The sequence below is a fragment of the Anabaena lutea FACHB-196 genome, from assembly GCF_014698305.1.
GTDB lineage: Bacteria > Cyanobacteriota > Cyanobacteriia > Cyanobacteriales > Nostocaceae > Anabaena > Anabaena lutea.
On the sequence record NZ_JACJST010000006.1, the window covers coordinates 194,374 to 214,181 of the forward strand.

Consider the following 19,808-nt stretch of genomic DNA (forward strand, 5'->3'; position numbering starts at 1 on the left):
TTTTGGAGAAGCCACCCTACGGGTGTTATATCTGCGGTCAATTATTATTGATCTCAGAATTCTATGCAGCTTCATCTTAATTGGGTACAGCAACTACCAAGGTTGTTAGGAAATAAACTGACGATAAAACTTAGACACCAACAGACTTTTAACTCTTTGAAGAAGACACTCTTACGCTCTTATACCCCATGTCTAAAGCCAGGGGATTCCAGCAAGGAATGTCTTTTTTCTTCTCCACGACTGTAGTCGGGGGCTTGAAACCATTTGCGTCGAACGTCGGACACAGGAGACTCTCCGCGTCACCGCGTCTCCCACTCTCCGCGTCCTCTTCTGTCACCTTCTATACAGCCTCGGTTAAAATTAACTCTGGCTCTTCTTCTGGCAAGCCGTAGATAGATCTGTACAGTTTATCGTATTGCTTGGCAGAACGATACCAACTGAAGTCCTGGTTCATACCGCGTTTTTGTAATTCTTGCCATTGCGGTTTGAACCGGAAACCTTCCCAAGCGCGAATCATGCAGGTAAAAAGGTCTAAGGGTTCATAACGGTCAAAGCAATAACCAGTACCTGCCTCATTTACTGGGTCGTAATGTGATACAGTGTCCACTAATCCACCTGTACGACGGACAATTGGTACAGAACCATAACGCAAAGCCATCATTTGACTGATACCGCAAGGTTCAAAACGGCTAGGCATTAAGAAGGCATCAGTACCAGCGTAAATACGACGAGAAAGGGCATCGTTATACAGCAGATAAGTTGCCATGCGTCCAGGGTAGCGGGATGCGAGTTGCCACATTTGGGTTTCATAATAGCGATCGCCTGTTCCCAACAAGACAAATTGAGCATCTGTATAAGCCATAAAGCGGTCTAAAATTTGTAAAACCAAATCCAGACCTTTTTGTTCTACCAACCTACTTACCATGCCAATCAAAAAGGCACCAGAATTAACTTCTAAGCCCATTTCTTCTTGCAAAGCAATTTTGTTAGCTTTGCGTTTGTCTAGGGTCTCGGTGGTGAAAGTTTGGGTGATGTATTTATCATTGCCGGGGTTATAAACTTCAGTATCTATACCGTTGATAATCCCTGATAACTTACCGCTGATAAAAGACAACAAACCTTCGATTTGTTCTCCGTAAGCAGGGGTTTTAATTTGCTCTGCATAAGTCGGAGAAACTGTATTCACCTTGTTGGCAAACTGAACTGCGGCCGCCATTGTATTGTGTCCTTGCATATACCAGGGACACCAAGTAATTTTCTCCAAATACCAACGCCAAGGCCCTTGATATGCCAAGTTATGAATGGTAAAGACGGTGGTGATATCTGGAGATTGGTTCAACCATACTGGCAACATTCCTGTGTGCCAATCGTGACAATGGACAATTTCCGGTTTCCAGTAATTCCAGCAAAATTCCGCTGCACCATTAGAAAATAAGGTAAATCTCCAATCTTCATCTTCTCCACCATAAATCCGGCGGGGTAGAAAGACTGGATGTCCAAATAAATACAAGGGAACATCAGTACCAGGTAGAACAGTTTCGTAAACGGCAAACTCCTGGAACATTGCATATCCGCGCCATATCGGTTCTTTAGGAACCTCCATTTTGTCTGGGAGAAAGCCATAGTAAGGCAAAAATACCCGTACATCATGTCCCATTTCTCTTAAGACTTTGGGTAATGCACCTACAACATCACCCATTCCGCCAACTTTGGCAATGGGAGCAGCTTCCGCTGCAACAAATAAAATTTTCATGGTAATTGGTAATTCGATTTTGGATTTTGGATTTTGGATTTTGGATTTTGGATTGATTAACTCAAATCGCAAATCGCAAATCGCAAATTTTTGTTTTGCCTGTTACCTATTGTGTGTAACCTATCACCTTATGAGCCGCGTTGGATATCGGTAAAGATTTCCTCCAAAATTTCTGTAGCGCCTTGTTGGCGTAGAATACTGGCTAGTTCTGCTCCTAATTTTTCGGCATCGGCAGCTGCACCTGTAACAGTATCTTTAACGAGTCGTTGACCATCAACGCTGGCAACTAGACCTTTTAGTGTTAATTCATCACCCTTGATTTCTGTATTTACACCAATGGGAACTTGGCAACCGCCTTCTAAAACTCGTAAAAATGATCTTTCAGCTAAACAGCGATCGCGTGTTTGTGGGTGTTCAATGGCTTTCAGTAAAGAAATTACTTCAGTGTCATCAGCACGACATTCAATCCCTAAAGCACCTTGTCCGACTGCATGGAGAGAGATTTCTGGGGGGAGAATTTGGTGAATGCGATCGCTCATTTCCAATCTTTCTAAACCAGCTACCGCTAAAATTAAAGCATCATATTCACCTTTATCCAGTTTTTCCATGCGTGTAATTAAGTTGCCCCGAACATCTTTAAATGTAAAATGAGGGAACTTATGGCGTAACTGTGCCAGTCTTCGTAGGGAAGAAGTACCAATCACCGCACCTGCTGGTAAAGTCTCGATTATTTGCTGACCTTTATACTTTTCATGCAGCACCACCGCGTCTGCGGGGTTTTCCCGTTCTGTAATAGCTGCTAGTGTTAATCCTTCTGGTAAGTTCGTGGGTAGATCCTTGAGAGAATGTACAGCAAAATCAATCTCTTTATTGATCATTCCCAGTTCCAATTCCTTGGTAAATAGTCCTTTATCGCCAATTTTGGCCAATGCTACATCCAAGATTTTGTCCCCTTGGGTAGACATGGTATGGACTTCAAAAGTAATGTCGGGAAAGCTTTTCTGGAGTTGCTCCTGTACCCAGTATGTTTGAACTAGAGCAAGTTGGCTTTTACGTGAACCAATACGAATAGTGCGTGCAGGACTAGAAACTGAAGTCATAAAACTATATGTCAAACCAGGCAATAAATTAGCATTTATCTAGACTACCGCAGGGAGTGACTTACTTGATTGAACTAACGTCTTTACATTTGTTTACATTTTTGCTAAGACAACAACAGCCTCAAGGCTGGTAAAACTTTAAGTATATTTTGAAATATCAGATTTTCAATCATTTACTTGTATGCTTATATGCAGAATTTTTCAGCTACTATAATAACGATTGATATTAGCACCATGTCGATCATGGTTAGTGTGGCATCTATTTTGCAATCAATCACACTGGTATTTTTATTTTTCTTAGCTAATGAATACCGGGGAATTAGTATTTATACTATGGGTGCAGGATTGTCTGCTCTGGGATTTCTCATTTTCCCTATTCGCTTCTTAGTGTCAGATAAATTATTACCATTAAATCTACGGTTTTTGGGTAACTTATTTATTACCTGCGCTCAATTGCATTTGATACTTATGCAGATGCTGCTTCAATAATATTAATCGAGTGACATCATCAATTTCAGATAAATTGAAAACTTATTAAATTTAAAATTCAATTTGGATTTTACAAACATCATTATATTTTCTTTGTTATAATTAATTTAGCAATAATTCAGGTTTTAAACCCGTCATGGTATTACTTCAAGAATTATCTGAACTATTACAAGCTGAAGATCCAGAAGAACGGCAAACTATAGGACTCCTATTTGAATTTTGAACAAAACTCCGTATACCTTGATTCCTTCTTCTCTGTTAAGAGTTCCCTGTTCCCTACCTCTACAAGTAAATTCAGAAACTAAACCGGATTCCTATATCACTGGCGTTAAGTGGGAAAATTATGAAGCTTTACTCAATGATTTAGGTGACAGTCTGCAATATAGAGTTACATATTTAGATGGAGTCATAGAAAGCGCAATATGTAATAGCCGATGATCCTTTAGATGCGGCCATAGCCTTTCGGAAGAAAATTAGAGAAATGGCAGATTAGATATATCATCACTATGTTTTTTAACTCATTTTCAGCGATACTAAGATAGTACAATTTTTCTAGTATTTTCCCATGTTTCAAATATTTCACACCCTGCGTATCTGGGCAATTTGTAGCTTATTATGTTTGAGTCTTAGCTGGTCACTTCCTGCTCAAGCTGATACCAAAATTGATCCCCAATTAGAACAGCAAGTACTAAAAATTATCCGCCAACACCCAGAAATAATTATCGAATCTGTGCAAGCATATCAACAAGAACAGCAGCAGCAAGTACAGCAAGCAAGACAGGCTTTTTTACAGGATTTCCAAACTAATACTCCAGCCGTAATAGGTGATTCTCCCACCACAGGTTCGACACAATCAAAAACTATCCTAATCGAGTTTTCTGACTTTGAATGTCCCTATTGTGCCGAAGCAAATAAAACTTTGAAAGACTTGTTAGCAAAGTATCCAAATAAATTTACTTTAGTTTATAAACATTTGCCACTAGCTCAAATTCATGACCAAGCTTTACCAGCAGCAAAAGCAGCTTGGGCAGCATTACAACAAGGTAAATTTTGGCAATATCAAGATGCTTTATTTACTAACCAAAAGCAGCTAGGTGAAACTTTATATTTAGATATTGCTAACAATCTAAAATTGGATTTAGCAAAATTTAAAGCTGATCTAAATGTGGCTGAGGAAGCAATTAAAAAAGACCTGCAAATGGCTTATAAATTGGGACTTGCTGGCACACCTTCCTTCATACTCAATAGTAATAATTTGGCAAGACCAATTCAACTATCGGAAATCGAGAAGATATTGACAACTGAGAAGTAATCCCAATTGAATCTGAGGTTGCACAAAATCAGATAATCCATGAATTCATCTGGTATTTATTTGCGTACTCTCGTAGAAAACACTCTACAGATATCTATATCTATAGATAGTTGTCGTCCTGGAAATCTGATTTTATGCAACTTCATCAGAAAAAAGGTATAACACTTTATCCTTTATATATAATAGTCACAATGCCCTTACTTTAGAAAAGTGGGGCTTTTCAGAACTTGGTGCAGGTGTTGGTTAATCTCTTAACATAGAAATTGATCGAAATTAAATTGTGAGGTTATTAAATGCGGAAGTTGGGATTTTGGATATTTTTGCCGATTACTCTAGGAGCTAGTTTTTATCATCAACTACTGCAATCTAGACAATCAACAGCACAATTAACTCCAGATATAGTTGAGCATAATAATTCAACTTTGTTAGCACAGAAAAGTTACTTGTCACCGTTAGAACAACAAGTGATTGATGAAACTAACAAAGTCAGAACTAATCCTCAGTCATACTTACCCATCTTAGAAAACTATAAAAAACGCTTTGAGGGTAATAAAGTCAAAATTTCTAACAATACCTATTTAATTACCCAAGAAGGAGTAAAACCAGTTAACGAAGCGATCGCATTTCTCAAATCAGTCCGTCCTGTCGGTGCATTAAAAGCCTCTAAGGGAATGTCTTTAGGTGCTAAAGATCACGTCAAAGATCAAGGGGCAAAAGGTTATACAGGACATAATGGTAGTGATGGTAGTACTTCTGCCAGTCGCATTAATCGTTATGGTAAATGGCAAACCACCGCTGGGGAAAACATTAGCTATGGTATCAACAATGGACAAGATATCGTCATGCAATTAATTATTGATGATGGTGTACCCGGACGTGGTCATCGAAAAAACATTTTTAACCCGGCTTTTAAGGTGACAGGTGTCGCTTACGGTTCCCATAAATCCTATAGAAATATGTGTGTAATTACTTATGCAGGCGGCTACATCGAAAAATAAACAGGAGTAATGGCAAGTAATGAGCGGCTATAATTCTGAATCTGTAGTACCTCTTAACGTTTACATCCAAGGTCAAGGATTTCCGATTCTGGGTTTACATGGTCATCCGGGAACTGGTCGCAATCTTTCTCTGTTTACAAATCATTTATCAAAACGCTTTCAAACATTTGCCCCAGATTTGCGAGGATACGGCAAAAGTCGCTGTCATAGCAAATTTGAAATGCAAGACCATTTAGATGACTTAGAAGCTCTCCTAGACCGCTTTCAAATTGAAAAATGTTTAGTATTGGGATGGTCGCTAGGTGGTATTTTGGCGATGGAATTGGCACTCCGCCTACCACAGCGTGTAACCGGGCTAATTTTAGTAGCAACTTCAGCTAGACCTTGGGGCAATCATCCCCCTATTTATTGGCAGGATAATGTCTATACCGCTATTGCGGGGCTATTAAACTATATCAAACCTGGTTGGCAGTGGAATATTGAAACTTTTGGCAAGCGATCGCTCTTTCGTTATCTAATCCAACAACACACAACCGCCGCTTACGGTTACATTGCCAAAGAAGCCATACACGCCTATTTACAAACCTCTCCTCATGCCACCCGCGCCCTCTATAGCGCCATTAAAGCTGGCTATAACCGACTTCCAGACCTACTACAGATCGAATGCCCTAGTTTAGTACTTGCTGGTTCCCAAGATCGCCACATCACAGCTGATTCCAGCTTAGAAACTGCACGACATCTCAAAAACTCTCAGTGGCAATGTTACCCAAACACAGCCCATCTTTTCCCCTGGGAAATTCCCCAACAGTTGCTATCTGATATTGACAATTGGCTAGAAGCACACCCGCAGGTAATTAAATAATTCGTAATTCGTAATTCGTAATTCGTAATAGTGCCTACGGTCCCGCTAGGGATACGTAATTAAGTTTTGTAATGGGGATTTAACCCCAACACAAAGCTTACCGGCTATAGAACCGGGGGACTTAAACCCACGGTATTTGGTTAAAGTTTAGACTTTGAATTTTGATTTGGATTTTGAATTGTTATTGTCATCATTCCCAGAACCAGTCTGAGAAAGATGACCGCCTAATGATTACTTTTAAACTTGACCGCTAAAGGCAGGCTTTACTTTACGGTCAATCCTTTCCCCCAAGTCTTCAGCAATAGTCAAAACATAAGGTTTGCACCGCTTGACATTGACCATAATGCCTTGCGCTTCTTCAATTTCCAAATCTTCTACGTAGCCTTTACTGGCGGTTATTGCCTCTACTGAGCTGAGAAATGGACCGAAATAGTATGTGCAACGAGGATTCTGGGTAACAATCTCTACCCACCAAGCTAATCCTAAACCGTTGGCTATACTAATCAGCCCTTCTTTAAGGTTATGCCAAATTGTTTTCATGGTTTTCACCAGTTTATAAACGTATTACAGGGTGTTCAACAATATGTTGGATTTATTCTCTGTTACATTTCTTTATACTCTTTTCGGCCTATTTTTTCAAAGAAATTGTACGTAGTTTATCAAGATAGTGAGTATTTAACGAACGTTGCCGATAAATTTCATAAAGCGCCATACCCGCTGCCACTGATGCATTCAGGCTGGGAGTCTTACCCTGTAAAGGTATTGATACTAAAACATCGCAACCACGTTGTGTCAACATACTAAGACCTTCGCCTTCAGCACCAATTACCAAAACACTAGGGCCACTGAAAGTTACTGTATGCAAAGGTTCGCTACCTGCCGCCGCAGTTCCATAAATCCAGAAGCCAGCTTCTTTGAGTTGTTCTAAAGCACGGCTGAGGTTGACGACTCTAGATACAGAAAAGTTTTCTAAAGCACCTGCTGCCACTTTAACCACCGTAGAAGTGATCCCGGAAGCCCTTCTTTGGGGAATAACTAATCCTTGAGCGCCTATGGCTTCGGCTGTGCGAATAATTGCACCCAAGTTATGGGGGTCAGTGATCCCATCAGCGACAACAATTACAGGATCTGAGACAGATTTTGTCTGTTCAATTAAATCTTCTATTTCTACGTAGGCATAAGGAGCAATTTGGGCTGCTATTCCTTGGTGATTAGCCCCTTCAGTGATTTGGTCTAACCGCTTGGGATCAACTTCATCAATAACTGAGCCATTTTCTTTAGCTTGGAGGATCAAATGATGAAAACGATGGTCATAGCGAAGGCGAGTAGTAATCCAGATGCGGTTGAGATTACGTTGACTTTCCAACGCACTTAATACTGGATGACGACCGTAGATGAGATCATGATCTTTATCTTGATCTTCTGCGGGTTTGATGACTGGGGAGGGCAGGGAAATGTGATGAGGTATACGTGGTTTACTAGAGATGGGTTTGCTTTCTCCCTGGGCTTGATGGCGAATCGGGTTAGCAATCACGCGTTTACCCTTAATTTTCACGGGTTGTCCACGTTTGGGTTCACTAGCACTATTGATTTTTCTTGGTTGATTTGTCATGGAAGTATTTGATGTGAACAAAAGGGTGAGCATCACGATGATCTCAATTTAATGAACCATTACGACAGATTTTCCTATCAGCAGATGTAGCTTCTGACTATCTCTCTAGATGGAGTTTTTGTAATAGTTCCGTTAAACGTGGATGATCTGTGAGGTATAGATAGCCAACTAAAGTTTCTAGACTAGTTGCTTGTTGATAAATTTCAGGATTAAGTCGCTTAGGACGGCTTGTAACAGCGTTGCGACCTCTACGGACAATTTCTAACTCGTTACTCCTCAAGTGAGGAATCAGCGATCGCAAATGTAGCGCTTGTGTTTCCGCTCTGACCTGCGCCACTACCGAACGATGGTAAATTTCTGACCGCTGTTGTGGCCACAGGTAATATATTCTAACATAAAGTTCGTAAATTGCATCGCCCAAATAAGCCAAAGCCGAAGGAGAAATCTGTTTAATTTGTGCCGGGGATATTTGCTGGGCTAATTCTGCTGTCTTTACTAACAATTCTGTTATGTCTGATGAATCTTCTATGGTAGATTCACCTTCTTCTTGATTTAATCGCTGTTCCTCCTGTGAATTCACAAGTTAATCATTCCTTGACTGACTTTGGGTAGATTATTTTCGCCCACATTTTTCTGTGATAATTATCAGTTGCTGATGTACTGAGAATATATAGCACTAGTAATAATTACTAAATATTTGTTTATTTTTGGCGATTGGAAGTTGATATCTAGAGATATCTGGACACAAAAACCTTTCAACGTACTTCGCGGGGTTTACGCGTAACTCGTCATTATTCAAACTGAGTATGCCAATTCTATAATTTTCCTGGGATAATTAGTATAAATCGTAATTGAACTTTCAAACATATAACTTTTAGCAGATGGAATTCCTATTTAATTTTTGTTGCATAGCGCTTCATTGCCACGCCAGCAGTCAGTAATCCAACCGGATTCCCCTAATACACAACGACGTGAGTCAACTAAACCGGTTCAAGGAGACAGGAGTTGAAAGGCAGGAGGCAGGAGGCTTTCTTAGAGGGGGATTCAAACCCACCTCTAATTGTTCGCCCTTGGCGTTCCCGAAGGGTAGACTGCCAAATCACAAGATTGTGGCGGAGGGACTTAAACCCAAATGGTCGAGGCAAAAAGGTATTGTTCTTAGGGAAAAATTTTCCTTTCTGCCTCCTGCTCTCTGCCTTCTGCCTCGCCCGAAGGGCTGTTAAAAATTAAGCTATCCGATGTTGAATCTGTATAGCCAAATTGATTCTCTTTAGTCAAGCAATCAAGATGACTTGATGTTTTCTAGAGCCGCATCAACCGTGGGTTGAAGAGCGAGAAACTTCTCTAAGCGAACAAGCTTGACTGTTTGAGTGACACGAGCATTGGTGACAATTTGCAAAGTGCCTGTGGCGGTCTGAGCTTGCTTGGCTAACTGTACCAGCGCACCTAAACCAGAGCTATCAACAAAGTCAATTTGTGAGAGATCCAGAATGATGTGCTTTGGACCTTCGTCAATTTTACTGCCCAGTACCTTGCGAAAGGTCGGCTCAGAAAAAGCGTCTAACAAACCTGTGAGGCGGAATAGCTGACAGTTATCCCGGATTTCGCGAGTGCCTCTCAGGCTCACGGTTAGATTTAGTGGTTCAGCAATAATTCCCTCCTCGTCCTTTTGACTGAAAGTAAACGCTCAAGTATAGATGGTTTTGGCGTAAATTGTCTAGTTTGGGGATTGGGGATTAGATTTTGGATTTTGGATTTTGGATTTTGGATGTTAATTAACTCCAATCTCAAATCTAAACTCTAAAATTTATCTCCTCAGTGACCCATCGAGACATTTTTTTATTTTTACTTAACCTAAGCGATCGCTGCTTGGCGTGCTGTTTGCATTTCTAGCACAAATTGCTCAAATAAGTAATCAGCATCGTGAGGTCCCGGACTAGCCTCTGGGTGATATTGTACCGAAAATACAGGTAGAGACTTGTGACGTACCCCAGCAACGGTGCGATCGTTTAAGTTCAGGTGACTAACCTCTACAACTGCTGACGGTAAGGAATCCGGATCAATAGCAAAACTGTGGTTTTGGCTAGTAATTTCTACTCGTTGTTGTAAACCCGCTGGCTGATTCAAACCACGATGCCCAAATTTAAGTTTAAAGGTTTCTGCCCCTAGAGCATGACCCAAAATTTGGTGTCCCATACAAATACCAAACATGGGTTTTTCGCTTGCCAGCAGCGCTTTAGCAGTGCTAATACCTTCTGTGACTGCGGCTGGATCGCCAGGACCGTTGGAGAGAAAAATACCATCTGGATTGTACTTAAGGATTTCTTCAGAAGATGTATCGGCAGGAACAACTATCACCCGACATCCATAACTGGCTAAACGGCGCAAGATATTACGTTTTACACCAAAATCTAAGGCCACAACGGTGAAAGTTTCCCCAATTTTAGCCGCAGACTCTGAGTTGAATTCCCAAGCGGCATTTGTGGTTTCTGACCATTCATAAACCTTGGGTGTAGTGACTTCCCGCACCAAATTTAATCCTGCCATGTTGGGAGCGGCTTGCACCAGTTCCAACAATTCTGATTCATCTAAAATGGATGTAGAAATGCCACCATTCATAGCGCCAAACATCCGAATTTTGCGAGTCAGGGCGCGGGTATCGATGCCGTAAATAGCGGGGACTTGGTGTTTTTTGAGGTAGTCTGGTAGGGATTGTGTGGAGCGCCAATTACTTGGTTTATGACAGATATTGCGAGCGATCGCACCCTGCACTTGAGGTTTAGCTGATTCCTCATCTTCAAGGTTGACCCCAGTGTTGCCTAATTCAGGATAGGTAAAAATAACAATTTGACCTGTGTAACTCGGATCAGTTAACACTTCTTGATATCCGGTCATGCCGGTGTTAAACACCACTTCACCGATAGCGGTTCCCGTAGCACCGAAAGACCAACCGTGATAAGCAGTGCCATCTGCTAAGACAAGTAGAGCAGGTATTGCATCAGACATAGGTAATAAGTGATTAGTAATTGGAGCCAGAAGAGGGTTTTCTCTCTTCTATAATTTAAATTTAGTTCTTTATAAGACTACAAAATTATATTTTCTCATGGTTTATTCTGGTGGATACTCTACATCTACAATATTCATTTCTAGAATTGCAAGTTGCTCTTTCAACTCTTGATCACTAGGTCTTTTAGGGTATTCTTCGTGCGTATAAACCCATATAGGATAGACAGAGCAAGAAGCTTGATGAACAACATACATAAATCTGCCTTTACGAGAAGCACCTTGAAGTTCCGGCATCAAAAACCGAATTTTTCTAAATTCAAAATCTGGTTTGTAAGCACCTTTAGGAAAGTTCTCGCTATCTGAATCATCAAAAAGGGGATCTTGGGCAAGGGTATCTATATAGGTCTTTATCAAAACCTCAAATGAATCTCTAGCTCTTTTGTTTTTTGTAGTGAGTTTTAACAAGCCTAACAAGACTAAGCTTAAACTTCGGCAATGGCCTCATCTATTATGTTTCGCAACCAGGCACTACTATCCTCCGGCTTTACTTCTGGAATACGTTCGTAATTTAAACGCAATTCCTCTAAAGTATCAGATAAAACAGCCTGATATTCGGGATCATTCTGCTCAATACAATCAAGAATTGTATCAACTAAGAAATCAATAGCATCAATACAAGCATCATAAGATTCTCTTTGGGAAGTAAGATTCAAAAAAAGCAAATAAATTTTTGCTTTGAGGATATCCAAAAACCCTGTAGCTCCCTGCGTTGGTTCAATGAAAGAGTAGGCAAAATCTCTTAATGCATCACGTTGTTCGGAAGAAAAATTGTTCCACTCAGTCTTGATCTCTCTAGATGCTTTTTTTAAACGTGAAGCAAGCTCATCAAATTTGGCAGCAGAACTCACCTTATTACCCCGAACTTGATAAATTTGCTCAAAATCAATTAAAACTGCACTAGACACAGGTAATACCTCTACTTGTATATACAGCAGAATTCAGGAGTCAGGAGACGCTTCGCAGACCTCCGGTTCAGGAGTCAGGAGTAAAACTGGCTTGGTGTCTAGGTTTCAATTTTGATTCTGTACCTCATTGATCTGCAATCTGCTGTAAATGACAACCTTAAATACCTTTCTAGAGAATATGACTCTCCACGGGTAATATCTGGTAATGCCAGACATAACTAGAAATAAATATTTATATATTCATCAGAAAGTAAGAAACTTCCTGTAATTAGTATACAATCCTTTACAAAAAAATAATATATGTGTATACAAAAATACAAAAAATTCTTATTGAAAATCTTGGTTTGAAAATGATTAAACTTAAACCATATTTAATTCGGTGGGGGCGCTACACTTGGATAGAGCCAGGGCGGTTAAACCTAAAAGTCATTATGCTTCAGCCTTTCTTATCCCGCACAGCCCTAATTATCCTCTCCAGTAGTCTAGCGGTTTTCACTGTTGCCTGTGGTGAAGACAAACAGACAACGACGACTGGTAGTCAACAGCAATCTGTGCCTCTTGGTAATCTGGCAGCAATACAGCCGCCTGCAAAAAAGCCAGCATCACTACAAGCTAACCCAAAACCACAGCCATTAGAACGGTCGCTAATTGACCCAAATGTTTTGGAATCGGCGCTGGATAAAGCTACCAGTGGTTTGACTATCAGTCAATCTGCTCAATCACCGGATGATTGGAATTTAGTAGCCAGTCAGTTTCATGATGCGATCGCACTCATGAGACAGGTACGCCGAGACAGTCCTAATTTTCCCTTTGCTCAAAGAAAAATCGCCGAATACAAGCGTCAAATTCAGTTAGCACAACAGAACGCTAACCCCAGGCGTTTCGCATCTTCAGTTACTCAACCCCAAAGGGTGGTTGTTGTTGTTCCCCAAATAAAACCGAAAACACCAAGTAACTCAAGTCTTTCTTCTACTAGAAAAAAACCACAATTACCACCACCACAGCCTGTTTTCCCCTCATCAGAAATCTCCGCCCAGAATCATGAGGTATTCGTAGCACCAATTAAGCGGCGAATTGGTGGCACACCGATTGTGGAAGTTACTTTTAATGGTAGACAGCGATTTGAGATGATTGTGGATACAGGGGCTAGTGGCACTGTGATCACTCAAGAGATAGCGAATGCTTTGGGTGTAGTTCCCGTGGGGACAGCTAAAGCCAACACTGTTAGTTCCAAAGCTGTGGAATTCTCGGTTGGCTATCTGGATTCGATGGAAGTAGGCGGGGTAATGGTAAATAAAGTCCCAGTTGCGATCGCTGGTACAGAATTAGAAACTGGATTGTTAGGACATGATTTTTTTGGCAACTACGACGTTACTATCAAACGCAATGTTGTCGAATTTCGACCCCAAACCCACTCAGAAATTAATCGCCCAGGAATTCAATTAACTGTTCCAACTTTGTCCAGGGGCTACCGCTTTGTAGAATTTCCCTAGCCAATGTTACACCTTGAGCATGGTTCAGCAGGGGAACTATACCCGCCACTTGCAATGCCAATGACGCATTCAGCGCTACTGCATCCTGTTGCGCCTGAGTCCCTTTTCCTTGCAGCACGTCCTTGAGAATTTGGGCATTTTCTTGGACATCCCCACCTTTTAAGGCTGTAATGGGTGCAGGTGTGATTCCCACCTCTTGAGGATTTACAGTTGTTAGCTGCACTTCACCATCAGCTAATACGGCTAAGTCTGTGATATCACCTAACCCCGCTTCGTCTAATTTTTCTCGCCCATGCAGTACAATTGCCTTTTGCGTTCCTAACTGGTTTAAGGTTTGTGCGATCGTTTCTATCAATTTGGGATCAAATACTCCAATTACTTGCCCCGTTGGACGCAAGGGATTTACCAAGGGACCAAGTAAATTAAACACTGTCCGTACTTTTAGATTTCTCCGTAATGGTGCAACTGCCTTCAGCGCTGGATGCCAACCAGGGGCAAACAAAAAGGTAATTCCGATTTCTTGGACTGCTGCTTGCACTTTCTCGCTAGAAGCACTTAAGTTTACTCCCAAAGCTTCTAAAACATCAGCACTTCCAGTTAAACTAGAGGCGGAACGACTACCATGTTTAGCAACAGGTACACCAGCCGCAGCCGCAACAAAAGCAACTGCGGTGGAAATATTAAACGTTGATGCCCCATCCCCACCTGTCCCACAAGTATCAATCAACCGTAGGGGCGGGGTATCCCCGCCCATTGGGGTATCCCCGCCCATTGGGGTATCCCCGCCCATTGGAGTATCCCCGCCCTTGTTTATCGGTACAGAAGATAGGGATTTCAATACTTCAGCCATTCCTGTCAACTCTTCCACAGTTACACCTTTAAAGTGCAGCGCTGTTAAAATTGCTCCCGATAACTCTGGGGGAATTGCTTCATTTATCCATCCTTGCATCAATACTGCGGCTTGAGTACGGGATAATGATTGGCGATCTAATAATTGTTGCAGCAGAATCGGCCAATTAATAGGAATTGGGGGAGTAGTCATAGCTTCTGGTTTCACTTGATCGGACTGGGAATTATCCTACCGAAAAAATGGCAAAGTATCAAAATTTAGCCCTAGACATCAAGACTTAACTGCAAAGCTAAATTAGGCAGATTCTTATTTTTTACTGTTTTCTCTACAATTGGTTTCACTTTATAGTTGCTAATGAATAACTCTTGACCTTTTTCAGCTTTTTTTTGCTTATAGTTATTCATTCCATACTGCAATTGCCACTCAAAAATATTTACACCTTGAAAATTTTCGCGGATTTGTGGTGAGTCGTCATAGGTAATTAAATAACGGTGATCACATAGTTTTAAATCTTCAGCAAATTTTTGATCATCAAATCCAGTATGTAAATCACCATCTTTACCATATAATCTTGATTTTTTAGCAATTAAATAGGGCGGATCTAAAAAAATAAATACATTTTCCCCTGCGGCATTTATCACTTGACTGTAATCTAAATTAGTAATTATGACATCTTCTGTTAATATAGTTTCCAATTTTTCTAACCGATCTATAGATGAATCAGTAAATCTTTTATGAAAAGATTCCAGAGAAAAACCACCTGATTCTATAGTTCCCGAAAAGGTAATTCTGTTAAGAACGAAAAAACGCACTGCTCTGTCTAAATCTGATAAACTGCTGACATCAACAGTTGTTAATTCTGAAAATAGCAATCTACCATCTTGATAAGTTTTTTTAACATAGCGAATTTCCGAAACTAACTTAGATAAATCAGATTGAGCAAAATGCCAAAATAAAAACAACTCACGATTTAAATCATTAATCCAAATCTTTAAATCAGGGAATTTTTGTTTTAAATAAATAAATACGGAACCACCACCCACAAAAGGTTCTCTAAACTCTGAAAAGCTTTCTGGTAAATATTCTGATATTTGCTTGATTGCTCTTGATTTACCACCAGGATAACGGAGAGGGCTTTTAATCATAACAAAATTATACTGTATAATTTCCGGACACTTGTATTTTTAATTTTTGATTATTTTCTGCTTCTAAAGACAATCTTCTGATAAGTTCTTTTTGCTTTTTAGTGAAAACTGTCATATTAGCTTGTAAAAAATAATCTAGATCTTGCACTGTCGCATCTGGGAAAATGATGTGACCAACTACATTTTTTCCAGTAAGCTTTAATTTAGTAACAAAATCAACAGGTTTACCGTCCAGTGTTAAAGAATCTAAGTTGGAAAATAAAATCAGCTTGAATAAACCATCTTGAATATCAGAAAGTTTAGGTAAAGATTCTTTTGAAGAGTTTTTGGATTCTTGAATGATATACATATCATTATCAAAAACTATTTCATCAGGAGTTAAATAGTAAATTCCTCCTAAATAATTCTCAATACTGAAAGTTGCTTTTAATCCATCTGCTAAATATTCCAGTTTGTGAGAAGTCATCGCTTCCCGCTTACTAGCGTTCTGGGAACCTTTAAGAGAAATATTTTTAAAGTGTTCAAATTCCTCTGTAATTTTCCGTAAATAATTGTCCATCCCTACTCGCGCATGAATTATGACTCCAGTTCGATTAGAAATCTCATCATAAGAATTAAGAGCTTTTTCAAAGATTTGCAAAAACTTTTTTTCAAATAAATTTTTATTCCAGTGCAAAGCACTTTGACGATAGGCTAATATTTCATGAATTTGATTGTTTACGAATTCATGGTTAAACTTTTGATTAGTAAGTTTATCCCTGGTTGCTTGTCCTTTTTTATTACTTTTTTGTGCTGTTTCATAATAGGCAAGTACAATATAAATATTCAGTAGATTCATCCAAGAAATTGTAGAGTATTGAATTATATCTCTATCTCCATCTTTACCCTCATCTTTAATTACTGGAATTATAGTTATAATTTTAGATGCATTATATGTAGCATAAATCCTTGCAAATGGATAACTTCTGGTTCTTTTCGGTGAAACCCATTTAGAATAAGCAAGTTCAGTTATAGGTGACTTTATTAATCCAGAACCACTTGCTTGATTGATATCAAAACTATCGATATTAATTTTATTTAACTTTTCACCTAAGTAAGTTGTATAAGTTACTCCTTTGATAAATCCTGTAAAATGTATAATCTCAGCCATCAATGCACCATTTTTTTTTAGTTATGAACAGCAAAAAAAAATATCTTTTGTCTCTTATTTTATTAGCCTTTTGCACCAGCATTAGTAGTTGCGCTACCAACGATACGGCTAATAATAGTCAAAGTCAAACCTCAACACCCATAACAACACCAAACAATGCAGTGTCCCCAATTCCCCAACTCACTCCAAGCACTTCTCCACCTAGCAAAGTTGTTCCATATTCAACTACAGAATCTCCTAGCGAAGAGCTACCCTCTCCAAATTCTAAAGCTGTCTCTGGCAAAACTACTAATGTTACCCTATACACAAGTGATGAACAATGTCAAGAATTAATTCCTAAAACAGCTTCAGTGTCAGCGAATGAATCCATGACAGAAGCCATAGGTAAAATCATAGAGCAACGGGACACAACGGACTTTAGCTTATCTGGGTATCGAGTAAATGTAAAAAATGGTGTTGCTACAGTTGATTTACGAATCTCTCCTGATTCAAAGCGGCAAATAGCTTCTCTTTCTAGTTGTGAACAGTTTGCGCTGTTTGGTAGTCTCCGCAAAACCTTAACCAGTAATTCCCAATGGAAAATTAAAGATGTGCGTTTCACAGAGCGAGATAAGGAAATTGTTCTTTAATCAGGGAACAAGGGGAAAAACGGTTTTATTGGCATTCCAGAATATATAGCAATCCAATTTCACAGAATTAAAACAACTTTTCCCTGCTCCCTGCTCTGAAAACAATGGGATATGGGGAAGTCGCTGAGTTGGACAGATTAGCTGAAAGGGTTTAGAATCTAAATTATTAGAGTAATTTTACCTATTGCCCAATGTACCTAAGCATAGTAAAGATTTTCTAGTGATTATGCCCAGATAGAGAATTACACTATTAAGATAAAAAAGTCTTTAGTCAAGGAGGGCAAACACATGGATGTTAAGCTGATTTTAGTAGGATTAACCGTTATATTTACTATTTCGTGCTTATTTTTCGGCACGAAGAACGGATTTTATGATTCAGATAACTATCATGGCAATGGTTCTGCACATTGATAGAATTAATTAATCTTTTGTTGGGTTAAGGCTCTTCCTATGGGCATCAACAAAAATGCCGTTATTCAGATAGGGTGTTATATCAATTCACTTAATTAAAGCTACAAATGATCACCGTGTCACCGCGTCTGTTCATTTTTATCAATCTTTAAGTGAAACGATATTAGTCTAGATCAAGACTTGAACGCTGTGATTAATCTATCAAAGGCGGCTTTTGCTTAGTCGTGTCTGCCTGTGGACGGGGAGAAAAACCGACAGTCCCGGAGGAAGCAGGAAGTAAATCTCAATGTCTAGATAATTCTGACGTTGTATTAGTTTTATGGAGCAGGAGAGCATGAGGGATGATCTGTCGGTATCCTCTCACCCTGATACTGGGGAAGCACCTAGTGAATTAGATTGTTTTCCCTACAGTGTCCAACATCAGGATGAAGGCTTGTGTTTATTAGTGCGGATGGGTCCACACCGCATTTTGTTAGATTGTGGTTTGGCTGATATTTCATCTCTGACGAGAGATTTGACTAAATCGACAGCGCGGGATAGTTCGGAGCTACCAGCAGATGTGGTATTGGTTAGTCATGCTCACCCAGATCATGCTAGAGGTTTGCTGGGGCTAAATCAAGCTTTTCCGCATTTACCCATTTATGCCAGTGAAGTAACTAGTAAGTTATTGCCCCTAAATTGGCCAGAACAAGAGCCTGAAGGAATTCCGGCATTTTGTCAGGCGCTGCCGTTGCGATCGCCTATAGAAATTCAAGAGAATCTGGTGGTAGAATTATTCCCCGCAGGTCATATGCCAGGGGCGGTGGCTATTCTGCTCACTTATCATACCCAGCACCGAGATTACAAATTACTTTACACAGGGGATTTTTTCCTATCCAATTCCCGGCTAGTAGATGGATTACGCTTGGAGGAATTGCGCGGATTAGATTTAGATGTGCTGCTAATTGAAGGTAGCTATGGAACATCTCGCCATCCCCACCGCCGCAATCAAGAAAATCAACTAGCTGAAAGAATTCATCGCGCCATCACCGCCAGTGCGCCAGATGCGATCGCAGATCATTATTCTGTGATTCTCCCTACACCTGCTTTAGGGTTAGGTCAAGAACTGCTGATGCTGTTACGATCTCATCACCATTTTACCGGACGAGACTTAGATATTTGGGTTGATGGTGCTGTTGCTGCTGGCTGCGATGCCTATTTAGAACTTTTATCCCATCTGCCGGCATCAGTCCAGAACTTTGCCCGTCATCAACCTTTATTTTGGGATGAACGAGTACGTCCCCGTGTGCGGCGGTTGAAGGCAGAAAATCTGGCAACTCTGGGCAATTCACCTTGTATTCTCCTCACTGACTCTACAGCGGATTTGGCTAAATACTGCCAGCCCAACACCGGCCCTTGGCTAATTCTGCTGCCAGAAAAAATTGATATAAAAGTTAATCAAGAATATTTAGCAAAGACTACTGTTGAAAGCTATCTCATGGCTCAACATAGTGATGGCCCTGGGACAACACAGCTAATTCATAATTTACGCCCCCAGCACGTTGTTTTTGTTCACGGTTCCCCTGCCTACCTAGCCGACTTGACTAGCTTAGAAGAGCTACAAAATCGTTATCATGTGCATTCTCCGGCGGCTGGTATTTTAGTAGAACTGCCCATTGGGGAAACATTTTTACAACCAGCTGCTCCAGAAACTAATTATGAAGGCGAGTTGACAGAGTTGGGAACGGTGATTACAATCACACTCCCCGATGCGATTACAGCTGATCAACGTTGGCAACAATTTGCGGATACAGGTTTAATTGAAGCCCGTTGGCAAGGGGAAGAATTAGTATTGCGGGGGTTATCCCAACGAGAACTGCTCAACCAAAATAAAGATCGCCATACATGGTCTGAACTAGAATGTTGTGGTACGTGCCGATACCAAAGAGGGCAACGGTGTTGGAATCCCGCTGCCCCGTTGTATAACTTCAAAGTTACCCTTGAAGGTTACTGTCCAGCCTTTGAGAGGCTATCTCATCATGAGTCTTGAATCA

At 40.3% G+C, this 19,808-nt stretch carries 20 protein-coding genes; 8 read left to right on the forward strand and 12 right to left on the reverse strand.

From position 1 onward, the window contains the following. Positions 1 to 340 precede the first annotated feature (340 nt). Positions 341 to 1,753 (reverse strand): glycogen synthase GlgA, encoded by a 1,413-nt coding sequence (glgA, locus tag H6G59_RS09045; protein WP_190713570.1) that lies wholly within the window; start codon positions 1,751 to 1,753, stop codon positions 341 to 343. 128 nt (positions 1,754 to 1,881) lie between these two features. Beyond that, positions 1,882 to 2,853: a hydroxymethylbilane synthase gene (gene hemC, locus H6G59_RS09050; protein ID WP_190713572.1), complete on the reverse strand. Its 972-nt coding sequence runs from the start codon at positions 2,851 to 2,853 to the stop codon at positions 1,882 to 1,884. Positions 2,854 to 3,087: 234 nt separating this feature from the next. Between hemC and H6G59_RS09055 the strand changes: the two genes are divergently transcribed. The 5 genes from H6G59_RS09055 to H6G59_RS09075 all read left to right on the forward strand — a co-directional run bounded on the left by H6G59_RS09055 (position 3,088) and on the right by H6G59_RS09075 (position 6,514). Further along, the gene (locus tag H6G59_RS09055) at positions 3,088 to 3,342 is read left to right on the forward strand and encodes a hypothetical protein (protein WP_190713574.1); all 255 of its coding nucleotides are present in this window, start codon (positions 3,088 to 3,090) and stop codon (positions 3,340 to 3,342) included. A 219-nt stretch (positions 3,343 to 3,561) separates the two neighbouring features. After that, positions 3,562 to 3,780 (forward strand): hypothetical protein, encoded by a 219-nt coding sequence (locus tag H6G59_RS09060; protein WP_190713699.1) that lies wholly within the window; start codon positions 3,562 to 3,564, stop codon positions 3,778 to 3,780. 127 nt (positions 3,781 to 3,907) lie between these two features. Beyond that, the gene (locus tag H6G59_RS09065; protein ID WP_190713575.1) at positions 3,908 to 4,654 is read left to right on the forward strand and encodes a DsbA family protein; all 747 of its coding nucleotides are present in this window, start codon (positions 3,908 to 3,910) and stop codon (positions 4,652 to 4,654) included. A 293-nt stretch (positions 4,655 to 4,947) separates the two neighbouring features. Continuing rightward, entirely contained in the window at positions 4,948 to 5,652 is a 705-nt protein-coding gene (locus tag H6G59_RS09070; protein ID WP_190713577.1) for a CAP domain-containing protein, read from the forward strand. A 19-nt stretch (positions 5,653 to 5,671) separates the two neighbouring features. After that, positions 5,672 to 6,514 (forward strand): alpha/beta fold hydrolase, encoded by an 843-nt coding sequence (locus H6G59_RS09075; RefSeq protein ID WP_190713579.1) that lies wholly within the window; start codon positions 5,672 to 5,674, stop codon positions 6,512 to 6,514. Positions 6,515 to 6,751: 237 nt separating this feature from the next. On the opposite strand, the gene H6G59_RS09080 is transcribed toward H6G59_RS09075, so the two are convergent. From H6G59_RS09080 to H6G59_RS09110, 7 genes are all read right to left on the reverse strand, one after another. Next, positions 6,752 to 7,054, reverse strand: coding sequence for a DUF1816 domain-containing protein (locus H6G59_RS09080; RefSeq protein ID WP_190713684.1), 303 nt, complete (start codon positions 7,052 to 7,054; stop codon positions 6,752 to 6,754). Between the two features lie 88 nt (positions 7,055 to 7,142). Continuing rightward, a complete protein-coding gene (gene rlmB, locus H6G59_RS09085) occupies positions 7,143 to 8,126 on the reverse strand; it encodes a 23S rRNA (guanosine(2251)-2'-O)-methyltransferase RlmB (RefSeq protein ID WP_190713581.1) in 984 nt (327 codons plus the stop codon). A 97-nt stretch (positions 8,127 to 8,223) separates the two neighbouring features. Beyond that, positions 8,224 to 8,706: a ribonuclease III domain-containing protein gene (locus H6G59_RS09090; protein WP_190713584.1), complete on the reverse strand. Its 483-nt coding sequence runs from the start codon at positions 8,704 to 8,706 to the stop codon at positions 8,224 to 8,226. Positions 8,707 to 9,408: 702 nt separating this feature from the next. After that, positions 9,409 to 9,780 (reverse strand): anti-sigma factor antagonist, encoded by a 372-nt coding sequence (locus tag H6G59_RS09095; RefSeq protein WP_190713686.1) that lies wholly within the window; start codon positions 9,778 to 9,780, stop codon positions 9,409 to 9,411. Between the two features lie 200 nt (positions 9,781 to 9,980). Next, the gene (gene carA, locus H6G59_RS09100; protein WP_190713591.1) at positions 9,981 to 11,132 is read right to left on the reverse strand and encodes a glutamine-hydrolyzing carbamoyl-phosphate synthase small subunit; all 1,152 of its coding nucleotides are present in this window, start codon (positions 11,130 to 11,132) and stop codon (positions 9,981 to 9,983) included. Between the two features lie 102 nt (positions 11,133 to 11,234). Further along, positions 11,235 to 11,606 (reverse strand): hypothetical protein, encoded by a 372-nt coding sequence (locus tag H6G59_RS09105; RefSeq protein WP_242038831.1) that lies wholly within the window; start codon positions 11,604 to 11,606, stop codon positions 11,235 to 11,237. A gap of 8 nt (positions 11,607 to 11,614) precedes the next feature. Next, positions 11,615 to 12,097 carry a hypothetical protein gene (locus H6G59_RS09110; protein WP_190713593.1) on the reverse strand — a complete coding sequence of 161 codons (483 nt, stop codon included), beginning with the start codon at positions 12,095 to 12,097 and terminating at the stop codon, positions 11,615 to 11,617. A gap of 431 nt (positions 12,098 to 12,528) precedes the next feature. Between H6G59_RS09110 and H6G59_RS09115 the strand changes: the two genes are divergently transcribed. Continuing rightward, complete coding sequence (locus tag H6G59_RS09115; RefSeq protein ID WP_190713688.1) at positions 12,529 to 13,590, forward strand: retropepsin-like aspartic protease family protein; 1,062 nt, start codon at positions 12,529 to 12,531, stop codon at positions 13,588 to 13,590. Here the strand turns inward: H6G59_RS09115 and trpD are convergent. From trpD to H6G59_RS09130, 3 genes are all read right to left on the reverse strand, one after another. Continuing rightward, entirely contained in the window at positions 13,520 to 14,632 is a 1,113-nt protein-coding gene (gene trpD, locus H6G59_RS09120) for an anthranilate phosphoribosyltransferase (RefSeq protein ID WP_190713595.1), read from the reverse strand. The genes H6G59_RS09115 and trpD overlap by 71 nt on opposite strands. Before the next feature lie 71 nt (positions 14,633 to 14,703). Continuing rightward, on the reverse strand, positions 14,704 to 15,585 hold the full coding sequence (locus H6G59_RS09125; protein WP_190713597.1) for a DNA adenine methylase: 882 nt from the start codon (positions 15,583 to 15,585) through the stop codon (positions 14,704 to 14,706). Positions 15,586 to 15,592: 7 nt separating this feature from the next. Then, on the reverse strand, positions 15,593 to 16,735 hold the full coding sequence (locus H6G59_RS09130; RefSeq protein WP_190713599.1) for a hypothetical protein: 1,143 nt from the start codon (positions 16,733 to 16,735) through the stop codon (positions 15,593 to 15,595). Positions 16,736 to 16,758: 23 nt separating this feature from the next. On the opposite strand from H6G59_RS09130, the gene H6G59_RS09135 reads away from it, so the two are divergent. Further along, positions 16,759 to 17,364, forward strand: coding sequence for a sporulation/spore germination protein (locus H6G59_RS09135; protein ID WP_190713601.1), 606 nt, complete (start codon positions 16,759 to 16,761; stop codon positions 17,362 to 17,364). 745 nt (positions 17,365 to 18,109) lie between these two features. Next, complete coding sequence (locus H6G59_RS09140) at positions 18,110 to 19,804, forward strand: MBL fold metallo-hydrolase (protein ID WP_190713603.1); 1,695 nt, start codon at positions 18,110 to 18,112, stop codon at positions 19,802 to 19,804. The last annotated feature ends 4 nt before the right edge of the window (positions 19,805 to 19,808 follow it).

Bases quoted from the DNA above. Each gene is read 5' to 3' on its own strand.
- H6G59_RS09065 (WP_190713575.1), top strand. From the start codon at position 3,908: ATGTTTCAAATATTTCACACCCTGCGTATCTGGGCAATTTGTAGCTTA.
- H6G59_RS09055 (WP_190713574.1), top strand. From the start codon at position 3,088: ATGTCGATCATGGTTAGTGTGGCATCTATTTTGCAATCAATCACACTG.
- H6G59_RS09080 (WP_190713684.1), bottom strand. From the start codon at position 7,054: ATGAAAACAATTTGGCATAACCTTAAAGAAGGGCTGATTAGTATAGCC.
- H6G59_RS09115 (WP_190713688.1), top strand. From the start codon at position 12,529: ATGCTTCAGCCTTTCTTATCCCGCACAGCCCTAATTATCCTCTCCAGT.
- glgA (WP_190713570.1), bottom strand. From the start codon at position 1,753: ATGAAAATTTTATTTGTTGCAGCGGAAGCTGCTCCCATTGCCAAAGTT.
- H6G59_RS09125 (WP_190713597.1), bottom strand. From the start codon at position 15,585: ATGATTAAAAGCCCTCTCCGTTATCCTGGTGGTAAATCAAGAGCAATC.
- H6G59_RS09135 (WP_190713601.1), top strand. From the start codon at position 16,759: ATGAACAGCAAAAAAAAATATCTTTTGTCTCTTATTTTATTAGCCTTT.
- H6G59_RS09130 (WP_190713599.1), bottom strand. From the start codon at position 16,735: ATGGCTGAGATTATACATTTTACAGGATTTATCAAAGGAGTAACTTAT.
- rlmB (WP_190713581.1), bottom strand. From the start codon at position 8,126: ATGACAAATCAACCAAGAAAAATCAATAGTGCTAGTGAACCCAAACGT.
- carA (WP_190713591.1), bottom strand. From the start codon at position 11,132: ATGTCTGATGCAATACCTGCTCTACTTGTCTTAGCAGATGGCACTGCT.
- H6G59_RS09070 (WP_190713577.1), top strand. From the start codon at position 4,948: ATGCGGAAGTTGGGATTTTGGATATTTTTGCCGATTACTCTAGGAGCT.
- hemC (WP_190713572.1), bottom strand. From the start codon at position 2,853: ATGACTTCAGTTTCTAGTCCTGCACGCACTATTCGTATTGGTTCACGT.
- H6G59_RS09140 (WP_190713603.1), top strand. From the start codon at position 18,110: ATGAGGGATGATCTGTCGGTATCCTCTCACCCTGATACTGGGGAAGCA.
- trpD (WP_190713595.1), bottom strand. From the start codon at position 14,632: ATGACTACTCCCCCAATTCCTATTAATTGGCCGATTCTGCTGCAACAA.
- H6G59_RS09075 (WP_190713579.1), top strand. From the start codon at position 5,672: ATGAGCGGCTATAATTCTGAATCTGTAGTACCTCTTAACGTTTACATC.